Genomic DNA, 16,836 nt, shown 5'->3' on the forward strand with positions numbered 1-16,836 from the left:
CAAGAGCAGTGTGTACCGGGTGAACGTCGAAACTTATCTACATATATAGGCGCTGTAACGGTGTGAGTGCTGGCATTAACGCCAGGGTTTTAGCGAGGTTGTGTCCTGGCGTATTGCGCGTGGTAACGGCGCGCCAGGACACGTCACTGCAAAAGATTAACTGCCCGCTACCATCATTCGCTCAATGAGTACCGAACCCGTACGAATGTTGCTGCGCAGTTCCAGATCATTGCCCACGGCGACTATCTGCTTGAACATGTCGCGCATGTTGCCTGCAATGGTGACCTCCTGAACCGGGAACTGGATCTCACCGTTCTCGACCCAGAAACCCGCCGCACCACGGGAATAGTCGCCGGTGACCATGTTCAAACCGCTGCCCATCAGTTCAGTCACAAACAGCCCGCGCCCCATGCGGCGGATCAATGCGGCCTGATCTTCATCGCCGTGGGTCACGAACAGGTTGTGCACCCCGCCCGCATTCGCCGTGCTTGGCATGCCCAGCTTGCGGCCGGAATAAGTGCTGAGGATGTAGGACACCAACTCGCCGTCTTTGATAAACGGTTTGGCGAAGGTGGCCAAACCGTCGTTGTCAAAGGACGAACTGCCCATCGCGCGCATCAGGTGTGGACGCTCGTCCAGGGTCAACCACTCAGGGAAGATCTGCTGCCCCATCGCATCGAGCAGAAACGATGATTTGCGGTACAGGTTGCCACCCGAAATGGCGCCCAGAAAGCTGCCGAACAAACCGCCCGCCAGCTCAGCGCTAAACAGCACCGGCACTTCACAGGTGGGCACCGGGCGAGAGCCCAGACGACGTGCCGCACGCTCTGCCGCGCGCTGGCCTATAAGGGCCGCATCCATCAGTAACTCACCCTGACAGTTAACGTCGTACCAGTAATCGCGCTGCATCTGGCCATCACCTTCGGCGATCATCACGCAGCTCAGGCTGTGCCGGGTAGACGCCGAACCGCCGATAAAGCCGTTGCTGTTGCCGTAGACGCGACAGCCCTGGTGAGTGCTCAAGGAGGTGCCGTCAGCGTTTTTGATGCGGCTGTCGGCCTCGAATGCAGCGGCTTCGCAGGCCAGGGCTTTTTCGATGGCCTGCTCCGGCGTGATGTCCCATGTGTGGAACACATCGAAATCTTTAAGCTCACGGGCCATCAGGCTTGGGTCTGCCAGGCCAGAGCTTTCATCTTCTGAGGTGTGCTTGGCAATCGCCAGCGCGGCTGCAACGGTTTCACGAATAGCATCGGGACCGGTGGCCGAGGTGCTGGCCGAGCCTTTGCGCTGGCCCACGTAAAGGGTGATACCAAACCCCTGGTCGCGGTTGAACTCGACGGTTTCGACCTCGCGCTGGCGCACCGAGGTCGACAGGCCCTGCTCCACTGACACCGCCACTTCACAGGCGCTAGCGCCCTGGCGCTTGGCTTCGGCGATGATTTGCTCGACCTGCGCTTGCAGTGCCGGCAAGGCCTGCGGGCCGACGCTTTCTACTGCACTCATGGTTTTCTCCACTCAAATTCTGTTTTCGGTAGGGCCGCCGAGCGACCGGGCCGGACAAGCGGCCCCCGACTGGTTATCATGGCGGCGTTTCTTTGCGGACTGCCACCATGGTTGATTCTTACGACGACGCCTTCGACGGCGAAAAAAGCAAATCGCAGGTCAAACGCGAGCTTCATGCTCTGGTTGATCTGGGCGAGCGCCTCACAACGCTCAAGCCTGACTTGCTGAACAAAATGCCTTTGACCGACGCCCTGCGCCGGGCCCTGGCAGATGCTCCAAAACACACGGCCAATATTGCGCGCAAGCGGCACATGATGTTCATCGGCAAGCTGATGCGCGATCAACCGATTGACGAAATCATGGCCTTGCTGGAACAGGTTGACGCCTCTTCCCGTCAGTACAACGAACGTTTCCACGGCCTCGAGCGCTGGCGTGATCGCCTGATCGAAGGCGATGACGACGTACTGGAAAAGTTTGTTACCGAGTTCCCTGAAGCCGATCGCCAGCAAATGCGTTCGATCGTGCGCCAGGCCAAACACGAACTGGCTCACAACAAGGCACCGGCTTCGAGCCGCAAATTGTTCAAGTACATTCGTGGGTTGGACGAGACTCAACGCGGCTTGCGTTAAACCTCGTACATGGCCGGGTTGCCCTGCAACCCGGCCAATCCCCCTCAACCGCCTGTACCGCCTACTGTAATCGCGTCAATCTTCAAGGTGGGCTGCCCCACGCCAACCGGCACCGACTGACCATCCTTGCCACATGTACCTACGCCACTGTCCAGCGACAGGTCATTACCCACCATCGACACTTTGCTCATCGCTTCCGGGCCGTTGCCAATCAGGGTTGCTCCTTTGACCGGACGGGTGATTTTGCCGTCTTCGATCAAATACGCTTCGCTGGTGGAAAACACGAACTTGCCACTGGTGATGTCGACCTGCCCGCCACCGAGGTTGGCGCAGTAAATGCCCTTCTTCACCGAGGCAATGATCTCAGCCGGGTCGCTTTCGCCACCCAACATGTAGGTGTTGGTCATGCGTGGCATCGGCAGATGAGCGTATGACTCACGACGACCGTTACCGGTGCGCGCCACACCCATCAGGCGGGCATTGAGCTTGTCTTGCATATAGCCTTTGAGCACGCCGTTTTCGATCAGGGTGGTGCACTCGGTCGCAGTACCCTCGTCGTCCACGCTCAGCGAACCACGACGACCGGCCAGGGTGCCGTCATCGACGATGGTGCACAGCTTGGAGGCGACCCTTTCACCCATGCGGCCGCTGTAGGCCGAACTGCCCTTGCGGTTGAAATCACCTTCCAGACCGTGGCCCACAGCTTCGTGCAGCAACACACCAGACCAACCCGAGCCCAAGACCACGGGCATGGTACCGGCCGGTGCTGGCACCGCTTCAAGGTTGACCAATGCCTGACGCAACGCCTCACGGGCATAGCCCATCGCACGGTCGTCACTCAGAAAATAACGGTAGTCGGTACGCCCACCGCCGCCATGCCCGCCCCGCTCGCGGCGGCCATTTTGCTCAACGATCACGCTGACATTGAAGCGCACCAGAGGCCGCACGTCAGCGGCCAACCCGCCATCAGTGGACGCTACCAGAATGCGCTCCCACACCCCGGCCATGCTCACGGTCACTTGCTGGATACGCGGATCAAGCGCGCGAGTGGCGGCATCGACACGCTTGAGCAGCTCGACCTTTTCGGCGCGGCTGATGACTTCCAGCGGGTTGTCTGGCGCGTACAGTTGCGCCACGTCTTGCGTGGTGAAGGCTTGCACGGTGCCGTTTTGACCAGCGCGCGAGATTGAGCGGGCAGCACGGGCGGCCAACCCCAACGCCTCAAGGGTGATGGCGTTGCTGTAGGCAAAACCGGTTTTCTCACCCGACTGGGCACGCACCCCTACGCCTTGGTCCAGGTTAAAACTGCCTTCTTTGACGATGCCGTCTTCGAGGGCCCAGGATTCAGAAATCTGGCCCTGAAAGTACAGGTCGGCGGCATCGATGCCCGGCCCGGCCAGGTCGCCCAATACGCTTTGCAGGCTTTCAATGGTGACACCGCCCGGTGCCAACAGGTGTTCGCTGACTGAGGTCAACAACTCGCTCATAGTTACTCCGTCTTGACCCCTGCTTCAGCCGCTGTGAGGGCTGAGCGCACGGGCCTGAATTAGCCTTGCGTGGCAGGTCGCTGGGCGCCCTGCGAAAAAAAACGCCGATGGTCATTCACCGGCATGCGTGCCCTGATGGCCGCTTGTTCAACACTGTCGCGTTCGGCGATCAACACCCCTTCGCCCTGTGCCTGCTCAGCCAGCACTCGCCCCCAGGGGTCGATGATGGCCGCGTGGCCGAAGGTCTCACGCGGCCCCGGATGCACACCACCCTGAGCGGCCGCCAACACGTAACATTGGGTTTCAATGGCCCGGGCACGGATCAGAATCTCCCAGTGCGCCGCCCCCGTGACGGCGGTAAACGCTGACGGTGCGCTGATCAACTCTGCGCCCGCAGCGCGTAACTCGCTGTACAACTCCGCAAAGCGCAGGTCATAACACACGCTCAAACCCAATTTACCCACCGGCGTGTCCGCCACCACCACGCGCTCACCTTGAGCATAGTCATCGGATTCACGGTAGCGCCCACGATTGTCAGACACGTCAACGTCAAACAAGTGCAGCTTGTCGTAACGCGCCACCTGCTCGCCGTCGGCATTGATCAACAGGGAACAGGCGTTGGCCTTGGCATCCGGTTGACCCGCAGGGGGCAATGGCAACGTGCCTGCAACTACCCATAACGTGAGGTCGCGGGTGACCTGTTTCAACCATGGCAGGATTGGACCTTCGCCCAATGCCTCGGCCCGGCCCAAGGCGGCGACATCACGGCGGCCCATCGCGGCGAAGTTTTCCGGAAGTACGGCCAGTCGCGCCCCACCTTCGGCCGCTTTTTCAAGCAAACGACGCGCCTGTGCCAAATTGGCCAGCACATCGCTCTGGCTGACCATTTGAATGACTGCTAGCGACATGACGTGTTCCTCAATAGCCCGCCATTATTTCTTTTCAAATGGCTTGTCGAACGTGATTTTCGGGTCTTGCCACGGCCCTTTGATGCTGTATTGCACGCTGGCAAAACGCGACACCTGATCACCAATCAGCTTGTTGATCAAGAACAGCGCACCGCCCACTGCCGGAGCACCGACCAGCAATGCCGCTATCGGCAAGTTATTGGTCACGGGCAAAGTGACCAGCAGCCTGGCGTCGACCTGATCGGTGACCATGTTCAAGGTGCCACTCAATTCAAGGTTGCTCGACGGGCCGGTCATGGTGATGGGTTTATTGGCGCTGTACACCCCGCGATCAGCCTGCAACAAGCCTTTGACCCGGTCGTAACTCAAGCCTTTGCCGAACAGGTCGGAGAAGTCCAGACGCAAACGCCGGCCAATGGAGTTGAAGTTCAGCAGGCCAAAAATACGCAGGACCTGGGCACTGCCATCAACTTCGACAAACTGGCCTTTGTTCAATGACGCATCCAATGTGCCACTGAAGCGTTTGAGGCCAATCCACGCCGGTGAACCTGGCCACTTACCCTCCACGTCCAGGCGGAAACTATCGCTGGTCACACTGGGCGCAAAGCCCCAGTTCTTCAATACGTCCGCCAGATTGCGGCCGCCCAGACGGCCCTTGTACCAACTGTTGCTGGCGCCGGCAAAACCTTCCCAGCCGCCCGCACCCTCTAGCAGTAAGCCTTTGAGCCCCAAGTTGAGGTTGTTGAGCAAAATGCCACGGCTGGTGGGGCGTATGTTGAGCGACCAGGCGCCAATCAGGTCCGGCCCCTGATAGAGCTGGCGAATGATGATGTCCAGCGCAGGAATGTTGCGCGGGTCAACCGAGGCCAACGGATCAGGCGCGTTGTCGTCCGCCACAGCCTTGGGATCAGCAGCGGGCAAGCGCACGATTTGCATCGTGATGGTGATCGGGGCGTTTTTCGCGTCCGGCAACGTGGCCGAGCCAACCGCTTGTTTGCTGTCGATTTTCAGCCCCCAGGACGCGGGGTAACGGTTCATCTGCAAGCGGACCTGATCGAGTTGCGTGCCCATCGCCGTCAGTTTGCCAATCTTGAAATCGGCGCTGCTGAGCAGTTGCTGCGCGCTGCCCCCTGCATCCTTGCCCGCGTAACGCTCGACCAATGCCTGCCAAGGTGCAACATCCAGCTCGGACAGCACGCCGCGCACACGCAGGCCCTTGGTGGTGGGTAGCGTGGCCGCGCCTGCGCCGAGGAACAATTCACCGCGCCCGGCCTCAAGCTTGCCGTCCGGGGCGGCGAAGGTCAGGCTCGCCAGGTTGGCGTAATCAAACCAGTAGCGCTTCTCGGCGCCCTGCAAGGTCATGCGGAACACGCTGTCGCGGCTTTCATTGGCCGCAAGCCCAAACGGTGCCGGCAGATCAATCACCGCACCTTTAAGGCTGGAGTTGACACGTAACTGACTGTCGGCGCCGTCCAGCGTCAATTGCAACTGGTAAGGCAAATCGCCCGAGACCGGGATCGGTTGATTGAATTTCAGCCAGTCCGTGAGTTTCTTGACCCCGACCTGACCATTAGCCACGACCCGGGTGCTGATCCTGCCGGGCCTGCCATCGGCAAAAATCTGCGCGTTGATCGGCCGGTCAAAAGCGCGGGCGGTGATGCTTTTGCCGCTTAATCCTTTTGCACTGTCAAAACGGAAGTCGCCTTTGAGCTGTGTCAGCTCGAACTCGGGTTCGCTGATTTTCAAGCGTGCTTTATCGGTTTTGAAATCCACCACGATTTTCGGTTCGACGCTGTGTTCCAGCGGGATATCGAGGTCTACCCGACCATTGAGCGAGCCTTCACCCTGCCAGCCGGCGAAGGTTTGAGCTGTGCCAATCGGCGCGTCTTGAAGGATCTTCAACCCATCACCCAGACCGCCCGCAAAGTTGCCCTGCAGTAACAGATGGCTGACTTTACCGCTCGGCACATGGGGGATGCTCACCGCAACGTCACGCACCTGGGTGTCGAGTAACTGCCCCTTGCTGGCCATGATTCGCACACCGCTGTCTTCGATAAACACATCGCCAGACACATTGCGCACATGGGGCCAGCCCGGCTGAAAGTCCAACTCTGCGCCATGCACCTTAAAGAACAGGCTGATATTGCGAGCCGCCGCGACAGCGTCATGGCTCAGCGAGCCTTGGTACTGGAAGAATCCTTCTTCAACATCGCCCTTGATAATCGCGGTACTGAGCCATTCGGTCAGCGCCGGACTCAAGACTTCTGGCAGATATTTGGGGGTAAAGCGGCCATCGCCATCGGTCAGACCGACCCGCAAGTCCATGTAGTCTTCCTGGGCGTGGTCCATGTGGATACGGATCAGGAAGTCGGCCGCGATCTTGCCCTCCTCGCCCAACACCTTGATGTAAGGCGCGATCAGGGTGAAGGTGTCCTTGCTCAGCGTCCACGTGAGCAAGGCATTGGCCTGCTGGTACTGCCACGGCTTGGCGAAAATAGGGTCCAGGTGCAGCATGAAGTCCTTGCTGTCCAGACGCAGTTCGCCTTTACCCAGATCACCACTGATCAAACCGCTGACATTGCGCGCAGCGGGCGCGCCGTGGGTGGCGTTAAAACCGACCTGTTGCAGGTTGGCGGCGAAGCTGAGTTTTTGATCGTCTGTGGCGTGCGGGCGAAAGTCGGCCAGCACATTGCGCAGCGTACCCGTGACGTTGAGCTGGTCGATGACGCTGGCCACGCTGTCGGACCAGGGTGCGAGTGAGTCCAGCAGGGGCGTAATCGGCGTCAGGTTCAGGTGGTCGGCCTGAAAATGCCAACGTTGCGGGTCGGTATCGGTGGCCTTGAATTGCTGCACCTGCGCGCGCGTCTCCCAGCGCAGGTCGCCAATACTCATGGCCAGCGAGTCCAGCACCACGTTCACGCCTTGATCACCCCGTTCAAGCCAGGCATGCAGGGCGACATTTTCAAGCGTGCTCGGTTTGCGCTGTGCATAAGCGCCGCGAAACTTCGGTGCATTCAGACGCGCCGTCGCGCTTTGTACGGTGCCGTTGCCCCAGTTGAACCAAAGTTCACCGCCAGCCTTTAACTCGGTAATGTTCCAGCCTTGGGTGAGGTTGGAGGGTAGCCACTTGGCCCAGTCGCTTTGCGGCAGGCTGACATAGGCTTGCGCTGCGCCATCGCGCCAGCGGCTGGCTTGAATCTGGCTTTTGACACTCAACGCAACCGGCTGACCATCAGGCAACGTCAAGCGCGCATCAAGGCGCTGATCAGAGGCGCCGACATCAAGGCTCAGGCCAACATAGGTCAGGGTCATCGGTGCGGCTTTATACGGCTCAAGTGTGAGCTGGCTGTCGAGCACCGACAAACGCTCGACCCGTTGCAACTGATTCAGTAACTGCTCGGGGTCCAACGGCTTGTCATCCTGGACCGGCAAACCTTCGAGGGTCCAGTGACCGTCTTTGTCCTGACGCGCACTCAGCTGCAAGCCATCGAGCTGCACGTGGCCGATGCGCACTTCACGGGCCAGCACGCTGCCCCATAGATCGGGCACCACTTGTACTTCGTCCAGGCGCAAGGCGCTGTTGCCTTCACCCACCATCACATCATGCGCCAGCAGCACCGGCGCCATGCCGCTCCAGCGGCCTTCAAGACGGCCAATGCTCAGCGGCATGCCCAAGGCTTCACGCGCCTTGCTCTGCACTTCGGCGCGATATTCAGCAATCAGTGGCGTGAGTTCGCGTCCCAGGCTGACGTACAACGCCGTCAGCACCAGCAGCAACGCACAAAGACTTAATCCCCAGCGGGTCAGCGCGGCAAAAAAGCGTGTCAGACGCTCCATGTCAGGTGGCCCCTTCAGTAATGATCGAAGGGGCTGGATTCAACCCCTTTGGTATATCCGTAAAGCGTGTGGTGCTTCAGAGCAGCACCACGTCGTATTGTTCCTGGGAGTACATGGTTTCTACTTGAAAACGAATCGTACGCCCGATAAAGCCTTCAAGCTCTGCCACATTGCCCGACTCTTCATCCAGCAAGCGGTCTACCACGCGCTGACTGGCTAACACGCGATACCCTTCGGCTTGATACGCACGCGCCTCACGCAAGATTTCGCGGAAGATTTCGTAACAGATGGTCTCAGGAGTCTTCAACTTGCCACGCCCCTGACAGCACACGCACGGCTCGCACAGCACTTGCTCAAGGCTTTCGCGGGTGCGCTTGCGGGTCATTTGCACCAGTCCCAACTCGGTAATCCCGATGATGTTGGTTTTGGCGTGGTCGCGTTCGAGCTGTTTTTCAAGGGTGCGCAGCACTTGGCGCTGATGCTCTTCATCTTCCATGTCGATGAAGTCGATGATGATGATGCCGCCCAGATTACGCAGGCGCAGCTGGCGCGCAATAGCGGTGGCCGCTTCGAGGTTGGTCTTGAAGATGGTCTCTTCAAGATTGCGATGCCCTACGAACGCGCCGGTGTTGACGTCAATGGTGGTCATGGCCTCGGCCGGGTCCACCACCAGATAGCCGCCGGACTTGAGAGGCACCTTGCGATCGAGGGCTTTCTGGATTTCACCTTCTACGCCATACAGGTCAAAAATCGGCCGCTCGCCGGGGTAATGCTCCAGACGATCCGCGATTTCCGGCATCAGTTCGGCCACAAACTGCGTGGTTTTCTGGAAGGTTTCACGTGAATCGATGCGGATTTTTTCGATCTTGGGGCTGACCAGATCGCGCAGTGTGCGCAAGGCCAGGCCCAGGTCTTCATAAATAACGGTCGGCGCACCCACGGTTTTGATTTGTGCACCGATCTGGTCCCACAGGCGACGCAGATAACGAATGTCCATCAGGATTTCATCCGCCCCGGCACCTTCGGCCGCCGTACGCAGGATAAAACCACCGGCTTCCTTGATGCCCTCCTGAGCCACGCAGTCGCTGACCACCTGCTTGAGGCGCTCACGCTCGGCTTCGTCTTCGATCTTCAGGGAAATACCGACATGCGCGGTGCGCGGCATGTACACCAGATAACGCGAAGGGATCGACAACTGCGTGGTCAGGCGCGCGCCCTTGGAGGCAATCGGGTCTTTGGTGACTTGCACCACCAGGCTCTGACCTTCATGGACCAAGGCGCTGATGCTTTCAACGGCCTGGCCTTCACGCAGGGAGATTTCGGAGGCGTGGATAAAGGCTGCGCGGTCCAGGCCGATATCAACAAAGGCGGCCTGCATGCCGGGTAATACGCGAACGATCTTGCCTTTATAGATGTTGCCAACAATGCCTCGGCGCTGGGTGCGCTCGACATGCACCTCTTGCAAAACACCGTTCTCTACCACCGCCACGCGCGATTCCATCGGCGTGATGTTGATCAGGATCTCTTCACTCATGGCTGGGTCTCGTTCAGGCGTCATCACATTAGTGCCACGTCTCGTAGGTGCGGTATTTAACGCACGGTAAGGTTTTGCCAACAGGGTATGCCGAAATGCGCCAGCACTTCTGCGGTTTCGCACACAGGCAAGCCGACGACAGCCGAATAACTGCCATTGAGCCCTGACACAAACACCGCAGCCAAGCCTTGAATAGCGTAGCCACCGGCTTTGTCCTGAGGTTCACCACTGGCCCAGTACCGCGCAGCTTCTTGTGTGCTGATGTGTCTGAAATGAACCGTGCTGCGTACAACGCGTGTCTCACAACGCTCAGCGTCCAACACGGCAACGGCGGTCAACACCTCATGCTCACGACCCGATAACGCCATGAGCATAGCCAAGGCATCGGCCTCGTCGACGGGTTTACCCAGAATTTGCCCGTCCAGCACCACGGCGGTATCGGCGCCCAGCACGCAAAAGGCGGCGTCAGGGACAGATGTGCGCAAATGCTCACGCCCGGCGCGTGCTTTTTCACACGCAAGGCGCTCGACATAGGCCGCAGGGGATTCATGGGCAAGAGGGGTTTCATCAATGCCAGCACTGACGGTGCTGAAAGGCACGCCGATTTGAGTCAGTAACTCGCGTCGGCGGGGTGAGCCTGAAGCCAGATAAAGCGAAGTCATCACGACATCTCCCTGTCAATGTGCACAAACCAGGAAATGGCTCGCGATCCGGTCAATTAATTTTGAAGCGTCGGGTCAATCCACGGAGTCCATAACTAACCCAGGGCCACAGCAACGCGCTGACCAAGGCTGGCAGCACCAGCGCCAGCGTGGGCTGGCGGTTGCCGGTCAAGGCACTGAGCCACAACTGCGCCAACTGCGCCAGGCCGAAGATCACCAACAGCACCAGGCTTTGCTGCCACATCGGGAACATGCGCAACCGCTGTTGCAGGGACAGCACCAAGAATGTGATGAGGGTCAGAATCAATGCGTTCTGCCCCAGCAACGTGCCGTACAGCACGTCTTCGGTCAGGCCCAGACACCATGCGGTGACCATGCCCACCTTGTGCGGCATGTACAGCGCCCAAAAAGCCAGTAGCAAGGCCAGCCACAGCGGGCGAAAGACTTCCATGAACTGCGGCATCGGCGAAACGCTGAGCAGCAGGCCAATGGCAAACGTCAGCCAGATCATCCAGCCATTGTGCGAACGGATACCCGCCATTATTGCCTCTCCCGAGTGGTGGCCGGCGCAGCGGCTGGCGGCGTGGCGGCGGCAGGGGTTACAACTGGAGCCGGTTTTTTAACCGCGCCGCTAGCGGGCGTTGGCGCCACAGGCTGGGTTGCCGTAGGCGCTGGTGTCGCCGTTGGGGCAACAGCAGGCACAGCAACCGGTTTGGGCACGGTGGCGGGAATGATGGGTAGCGGTTCGCCGTTTTTCTCGGCTTCTTGCGCTTGAGCCGCGTCATTGGCCCGCTCTTCAGGGCTGCGGCTGTCACTGAACACCAACAACAGATAGCGGCTGCGGTTCAACGCCGCCGTCGGCACCGCACGCACGATGGCAAACGGCTGACCGGAATCGTGAATCACTTCCTTGACGGTTGCCACCGGGTAACCGGCCGGGAATCGCTGGCCCAAACCCGAACTGACCAGCAGATCGCCTTCTTTGATGTCGGCGGTGTCTGCCACATGGCGCAACTCCAGACGCTCGGGGTTACCCGTGCCGCTGGCTATTGCCCGCAAGCCATTGCGGTTGACCTGCACTGGAATGCTGTGGGTGGTGTCTGTCAGCAACAGTACCCGCGAGGTGTAGGGCATCAACTCGACCACTTGCCCCATCAGCCCACGCGCATCGAGCACTGGCTGACCGAGCACCACCCCGTCGCGCTCACCCTTGTTGATGATGATGCGATGGGTAAAGGGATTAGGGTCCATGCCAATCAACTCGGCCACTTCAACCTTTTCGTTGACCAGTGCCGAGGAGTTCAACAACTCGCGCAGGCGAACGTTCTGCTCGGTCAAGGCGGCCAGTTTTTGCATGCGGCCTTGCAGCAGAAGGTTTTCGGTTTTTAGTTTCTCGTTTTCAGCGACCAGTTCCGTACGGCTGCCAAACTGACTCGCGACACCCTGAAACAGGCGCTGCGGCAAGTCGGTAATCCAGTAGGTCTGCATCAGCACCAGTGACATTTGACTGCGCACCGGCTTGAGCAACGTGAAACGGGCATCGACCACCATCAGTGCGACCGATAGCACGACCAACACCAATAGGCGTACGCCCAAAGAGGGGCCTTTGGAAAAGAGCGGTTTAATAAGCCGCTCCTCCGGGGCAAGTGTTCAATGTATTCATACGGCTTCAAGCGGCCTGGATGAAGATTGACAAAAGATAAACGCCAAAAGGCAGCACTGCAAAGTGCTACCTTCTGGTGATAACCATCGAACTGCGACCACCGATCTTATTCGCTGGAGAGCAGGTCCATCGTGTGTTTATCCATCATTTCCAGCGCACGGCCACCGCCACGCGCAACACAGGTCAACGGGTCTTCGGCAACAATTACCGGCAGACCGGTTTCCTGCGCCAGCAACTTGTCGAGGTCACGCAGCAAGGCGCCACCACCGGTCAGCACCAGACCGCGCTCGGCGATGTCTGAAGCCAGCTCTGGCGGGGACTGCTCCAGCGCGCTCTTCACGGCCTGAACGATGGTGGCCAGCGACTCTTGCAGCGCCTCCAGCACTTCATTGGAGTTCAGGGTGAAAGCACGAGGTACGCCCTCAGCCAGGTTACGGCCGCGTACGTCAACCTCACGCACTTCTCCGCCCGGATAGGCTGTGCCGATTTCCTGCTTGATGCGCTCAGCCGTCGATTCGCCGATCAAGCTGCCGTAGTTACGGCGCACGTAGGTGATGATCGCTTCGTCGAAGCGGTCGCCGCCAACCCGTACGGACTCGGCGTAAACCACGCCGTTCAGGGAGATCAGCGCGATTTCAGTGGTACCACCACCGATATCGACGACCATCGAACCGCGCGCTTCCTCTACCGGCAAGCCGGCACCGATGGCGGCGGCCATTGGCTCTTCAATCAGGAAGACTTCACGGGCGCCGGCACCCAGTGCCGACTCACGAATGGCGCGACGCTCAACCTGAGTCGATTTGCACGGTACGCAAATCAGTACCCGAGGGCTTGGTTGCAGAAAGCTGTTTTCGTGAACCTTGTTGATAAAGTACTGCAGCATTTTTTCGCACACGCTGAAATCGGCAATAACGCCGTCTTTCATCGGACGAATGGCTGCAATGTTGCCCGGTGTACGGCCCAGCATGCGCTTGGCCTCGGTGCCGACGGCAACGACACTTTTCTGGTTACCGTGTGTCCGAATAGCCACAACCGATGGCTCATTCAGGACAATACCGCGCTCGCGCACGTAAATAAGGGTGTTGGCAGTGCCCAGGTCGATGGAAAGATCGCTGGAAAACATGCCACGCAGTTTCTTGAACATGGGAAAGGGACCCTAGGCAACGCGTGGGTAAAAAAGTGCGGCAAACTCTAACAACGACAGGGATTTTGGGCAAGGCGCCAATATGTTAAATTGGCCGCTTTTCCGAGCACCAGCCCCCACAATCGCGGCCATATGACCGTAGAAATGCGGTAGTGTTCCGACAATCTAACACACGGATAGCATCCGTCTTGTTTTCCACTGGAGAATCCCATGGCGCTTGAACGCTCCGACGTGGAAAAAATCGCTCATTTGGCCCGCCTGGGTTTGAATGATGCCGATCTGCCACGCACCACCGAAGCCCTTAATAGCATTCTGGGGCTGATTGACCAGATGCAGGCTGTCGACACCACCGGTATCGAGCCGCTGGCCCACCCACTGGAAGCCAGCCAGCGCCTGCGTGCAGACGTCGTGACTGAAACCAATCACCGCGAGGCTTACCAAGCCATCGCGCCAGCGGTCGAGAACGGCCTCTATCTGGTTCCCAAGGTCATCGAGTAAAAGGAAGAGCCTGCATGCATCAATTGACTCTGGCCGAGATCGCCCGCGGACTCGCCGATAAAAAGTTTTCGTCTGAAGAGCTGACCAAAACCCTGCTGGCGCGTATCGCCCAGCTCGATCCTCAGCTCAACAGCTTCATCACCCTCACCGAAGACCTCGCTGTAGAGCAGGCCAAGGCCGCCGACGCACGTCGCGCCAACGGTGAAACCGGCGCCCTGCTGGGTGCGCCAATTGGTCACAAGGACTTGTTCTGCACCTTGGGTGTACGCACCAGCTGCGGCTCCAGGATGCTCGACAACTTCAAGGCCCCGTACGATGCCACCGTGGTGTCGAAACTGGCCGCTGCGGGCGCTGTGAGCCTGGGCAAGACCAACATGGACGAGTTCGCGATGGGCTCGGCCAACGAGTCGAGCTACTACGGCCCGGTCAAAAACCCGTGGAACCTTGATCACGTGCCCGGCGGTTCGTCGGGTGGCTCGGCCGCAGCCGTTGCCGCTCGTCTGTTACCGGCTGCCACTGGCACCGACACCGGCGGCTCGATTCGCCAGCCCGCCGCACTGACCAACCTCACAGGCCTGAAACCGACCTACGGTCGTGTGTCGCGCTGGGGCATGATTGCTTACGCGTCCAGCCTCGATCAGGGTGGCCCGCTTGCGCGCACCGCCGAAGACTGCGCCATCCTGCTGCAAGGCATGGCCGGTTTCGACCCGCAAGACTCCACCAGCATCGACGAACCCGTGCCGGACTACAGCGCCAACCTCAATGGTTCGCTGCAAGGCCTGCGCATCGGCGTGCCAAAAGAGTTCTTCAGCGAAGGCCTCGATCCACGTATCGCCGAGCTGATCCACACCAGCATCAAAGAACTTGAAAAGCTCGGTGCCGTGATCAAGCCCATCAGCCTGCCCAACATGCAGCACGCGATTCCTGCGTACTACGTGATCGCGCCAGCAGAAGCCTCCTCCAACCTGTCGCGTTTTGACGGTGTGCGCTTCGGTCATCGCTGCGAAGACCCCAAAGACCTCACCGACCTGTACAAGCGCTCGCGCGCCGAAGGTTTTGGCCCGGAAGTACAACGCCGGATTCTGGTCGGCGCCTACGCACTGTCGGCGGGTTACTACGACGCGTATTACCTGCAGGCGCAAAAAATCCGTCGCCTGATCAAAAACGACTTCATGACGGCTTTCAATGAAGTCGACATCATCCTCGGCCCAACCACGCCTAACCCGGCCTGGAAAATCGGCGCTAAAAACAGCGACCCGGTTTCTGCCTATCTGGAAGACGTGTACACCATCACCGCCAACCTCGCGGGCCTGCCGGGCCTGTCGATGCCAGCCGGTTTTGTCGATGGCCTGCCTGTAGGCGTGCAGCTGCTGGCTCCGTACTTCCAGGAAGGTCGCCTGCTCAACGTTGCTCACCAGTATCAGCTCAACACTGACTGGCACACGCGCTCACCTGCCGGCTTCTGAGGAGAAACATATGCAATGGGAAGTTGTGATCGGGCTGGAAATTCACTCCCAGCTCGCCACCCAATCGAAGATTTTCTCCGGTAGCGCCACCACCTTTGGCTCGCAGCCGAACACTCAGGCCAGCCTGGTTGACCTGGGCATGCCGGGCGTGTTGCCGGTGCTCAACGAAGAAGCCGTGCGCATGGCCGTGATGTTCGGCCTGGCCGTTGATGCCGAGATCGTTCAGCACAACGTCTTTGCGCGCAAAAACTACTTCTACCCGGACCTGCCCAAGGGTTACCAGATCAGCCAGATGGAGTTGCCGATTGTCGGCAAGGGCCACCTGGACATCACCCTTGAAGACGGCACGGTCAAACGCGTCGGCATTACCCGCGCACACTTGGAAGAAGACGCAGGCAAAAGCCTGCACGAAGATTTCAGCGGCGCCACCGGCATCGACCTGAACCGTGCGGGCACGCCGTTGCTGGAAATCGTCTCCGAGCCGGACATGCGCAGCGCCAAAGAAGCCGTGGCCTACGTAAAAGCCATGCACGCCCTCGTGCGCTACCTGGGCATTTGCGACGGCAACATGGCCGAAGGTTCGCTGCGTTGCGACTGCAACGTGTCGATTCGCAGATTTGGTGAGGCTGAATTCGGCACCCGCTGCGAGATCAAGAACGTCAACTCGTTCCGCTTCATCGAAAAAGCGATCAACAGCGAAGTTCAGCGCCAGATCGAACTGATCGAAGACGGCGGCAAGGTCATTCAACAGACCCGTCTGTACGACCCGAACAAAGACGAAACCCGCGCCATGCGCAGCAAAGAGGAAGCCAACGACTACCGTTACTTCCCCGACCCGGACCTGCTGCCCGTCGTCATCGAAGACACGTTCATCGAAGACGTGCGCGCGACCCTGCCCGAACTGCCACCGCAAAAGCGCGAGCGTTTCCAGTCACAGTTCGGCCTGTCCGCCTACGACGCCAGCGTGCTGGCTTCGAGCCGCGAGCAAGCGGACTACTTTGAAAAAGTGGTCAGCATCAGCGGCGACGCCAAGCTGGCGGCCAACTGGGTCATGGTTGAGCTGGGCAGCCTGCTCAACAAGCAGGGCCTGGACATCGACCAGTCACCCGTCACCGCCGAGCAACTGGGCGGCATGTTGCAGCGCATCAAGGACAACACCATTTCCGGCAAAATTGCCAAAGTGGTGCTTGAAGCCATGGCCAATGGCGAAGGCAGCGCTGACGAGATCATCGAAAAACGCGGCCTCAAGCAGGTGACTGACAGCGGCGCGATTGAAAAAGTGCTGGATGAAGTGCTGGCCGCCAACGCCGAGCAAGTTGAGCAGTACCGCGCGGCTGACGAAGCCAAGCGCGGCAAAATGTTCGGCTTCTTTGTCGGCCAGGCAATGAAAGCGTCCAAAGGCAAAGCCAACCCGCAACAGGTCAACGAACTGCTCAAAAGCAAGCTCGAAGGCTAGGTTTCAGGCGAGCCCCGTAGCCGCTGCCTGCGGCTGCGGGGCGTTTTTC

General features: G+C 59.3%; 13 protein-coding genes. 4 read left to right on the forward strand and 9 right to left on the reverse strand.

Annotation, left to right across the window (positions count from 1 at the left end):
- Positions 1-156: 156 nt before the first annotated feature.
- Positions 157-1,503: a metalloprotease PmbA gene (gene pmbA, locus ACP7A4_RS17435; RefSeq protein WP_059762481.1), complete on the reverse strand. Its 1,347-nt coding sequence runs from the start codon at positions 1,501-1,503 to the stop codon at positions 157-159.
- Between the two features lie 107 nt (positions 1,504-1,610).
- Between pmbA and yjgA the strand changes: the two genes are divergently transcribed.
- Positions 1,611-2,132 carry a ribosome biogenesis factor YjgA gene (gene yjgA, locus ACP7A4_RS17440; RefSeq protein WP_048363143.1) on the forward strand — a complete coding sequence of 174 codons (522 nt, stop codon included), beginning with the start codon at positions 1,611-1,613 and terminating at the stop codon, positions 2,130-2,132.
- A gap of 44 nt (positions 2,133-2,176) precedes the next feature.
- Here the strand turns inward: yjgA and tldD are convergent, their stop codons facing one another.
- From tldD to mreB, 8 genes are all read right to left on the reverse strand, one after another.
- Complete coding sequence (gene tldD, locus ACP7A4_RS17445; protein ID WP_059762479.1) at positions 2,177-3,619, reverse strand: metalloprotease TldD; 1,443 nt, start codon at positions 3,617-3,619, stop codon at positions 2,177-2,179.
- Between the two features lie 59 nt (positions 3,620-3,678).
- Positions 3,679-4,527, reverse strand: coding sequence for a carbon-nitrogen hydrolase family protein (locus ACP7A4_RS17450; RefSeq protein ID WP_426247859.1), 849 nt, complete (start codon positions 4,525-4,527; stop codon positions 3,679-3,681).
- 24 nt (positions 4,528-4,551) lie between these two features.
- Entirely contained in the window at positions 4,552-8,364 is a 3,813-nt protein-coding gene (locus tag ACP7A4_RS17455; protein WP_426247860.1) for a YhdP family protein, read from the reverse strand.
- A 76-nt stretch (positions 8,365-8,440) separates the two neighbouring features.
- Positions 8,441-9,898, reverse strand: a complete 1,458-nt coding sequence (gene rng, locus ACP7A4_RS17460; protein ID WP_048363139.1) for a ribonuclease G — start codon at positions 9,896-9,898, stop codon at positions 8,441-8,443.
- Positions 9,899-9,954: 56 nt separating this feature from the next.
- Complete coding sequence (locus tag ACP7A4_RS17465) at positions 9,955-10,560, reverse strand: Maf family protein (RefSeq protein WP_059762471.1); 606 nt, start codon at positions 10,558-10,560, stop codon at positions 9,955-9,957.
- Between the two features lie 52 nt (positions 10,561-10,612).
- Positions 10,613-11,101 (reverse strand): rod shape-determining protein MreD, encoded by a 489-nt coding sequence (mreD, locus tag ACP7A4_RS17470; protein ID WP_048363137.1) that lies wholly within the window; start codon positions 11,099-11,101, stop codon positions 10,613-10,615.
- Entirely contained in the window at positions 11,101-12,156 is a 1,056-nt protein-coding gene (mreC, locus tag ACP7A4_RS17475) for a rod shape-determining protein MreC (RefSeq protein ID WP_426247861.1), read from the reverse strand. Before mreC ends, mreD begins: the two co-directional genes overlap by 1 nt.
- A 173-nt stretch (positions 12,157-12,329) precedes the next feature.
- Positions 12,330-13,367 (reverse strand): rod shape-determining protein MreB, encoded by a 1,038-nt coding sequence (gene mreB / locus ACP7A4_RS17480; protein WP_002555108.1) that lies wholly within the window; start codon positions 13,365-13,367, stop codon positions 12,330-12,332.
- Positions 13,368-13,577: 210 nt separating this feature from the next.
- Here mreB and gatC point away from each other — a divergent pair, with 210 nt between their 5' ends.
- The 3 genes from gatC to gatB are packed head-to-tail and all read left to right on the forward strand — an operon-like array spanning position 13,578 to position 16,787.
- Positions 13,578-13,865, forward strand: coding sequence for an Asp-tRNA(Asn)/Glu-tRNA(Gln) amidotransferase subunit GatC (gene gatC, locus ACP7A4_RS17485; protein ID WP_048363135.1), 288 nt, complete (start codon positions 13,578-13,580; stop codon positions 13,863-13,865).
- A 14-nt stretch (positions 13,866-13,879) separates the two neighbouring features.
- Complete coding sequence (gene gatA, locus ACP7A4_RS17490) at positions 13,880-15,331, forward strand: Asp-tRNA(Asn)/Glu-tRNA(Gln) amidotransferase subunit GatA (protein WP_048363134.1); 1,452 nt, start codon at positions 13,880-13,882, stop codon at positions 15,329-15,331.
- A 10-nt stretch (positions 15,332-15,341) separates the two neighbouring features.
- Entirely contained in the window at positions 15,342-16,787 is a 1,446-nt protein-coding gene (gene gatB / locus ACP7A4_RS17495) for an Asp-tRNA(Asn)/Glu-tRNA(Gln) amidotransferase subunit GatB (RefSeq protein ID WP_426247862.1), read from the forward strand.
- Positions 16,788-16,836: the final 49 nt, after the last annotated feature.

Source organism: Pseudomonas sp. TWR3-1-1 (genome assembly GCF_049896545.1).
Classification (GTDB): Bacteria; Pseudomonadota; Gammaproteobacteria; order Pseudomonadales; family Pseudomonadaceae; genus Aquipseudomonas; species Aquipseudomonas weihenstephanensis.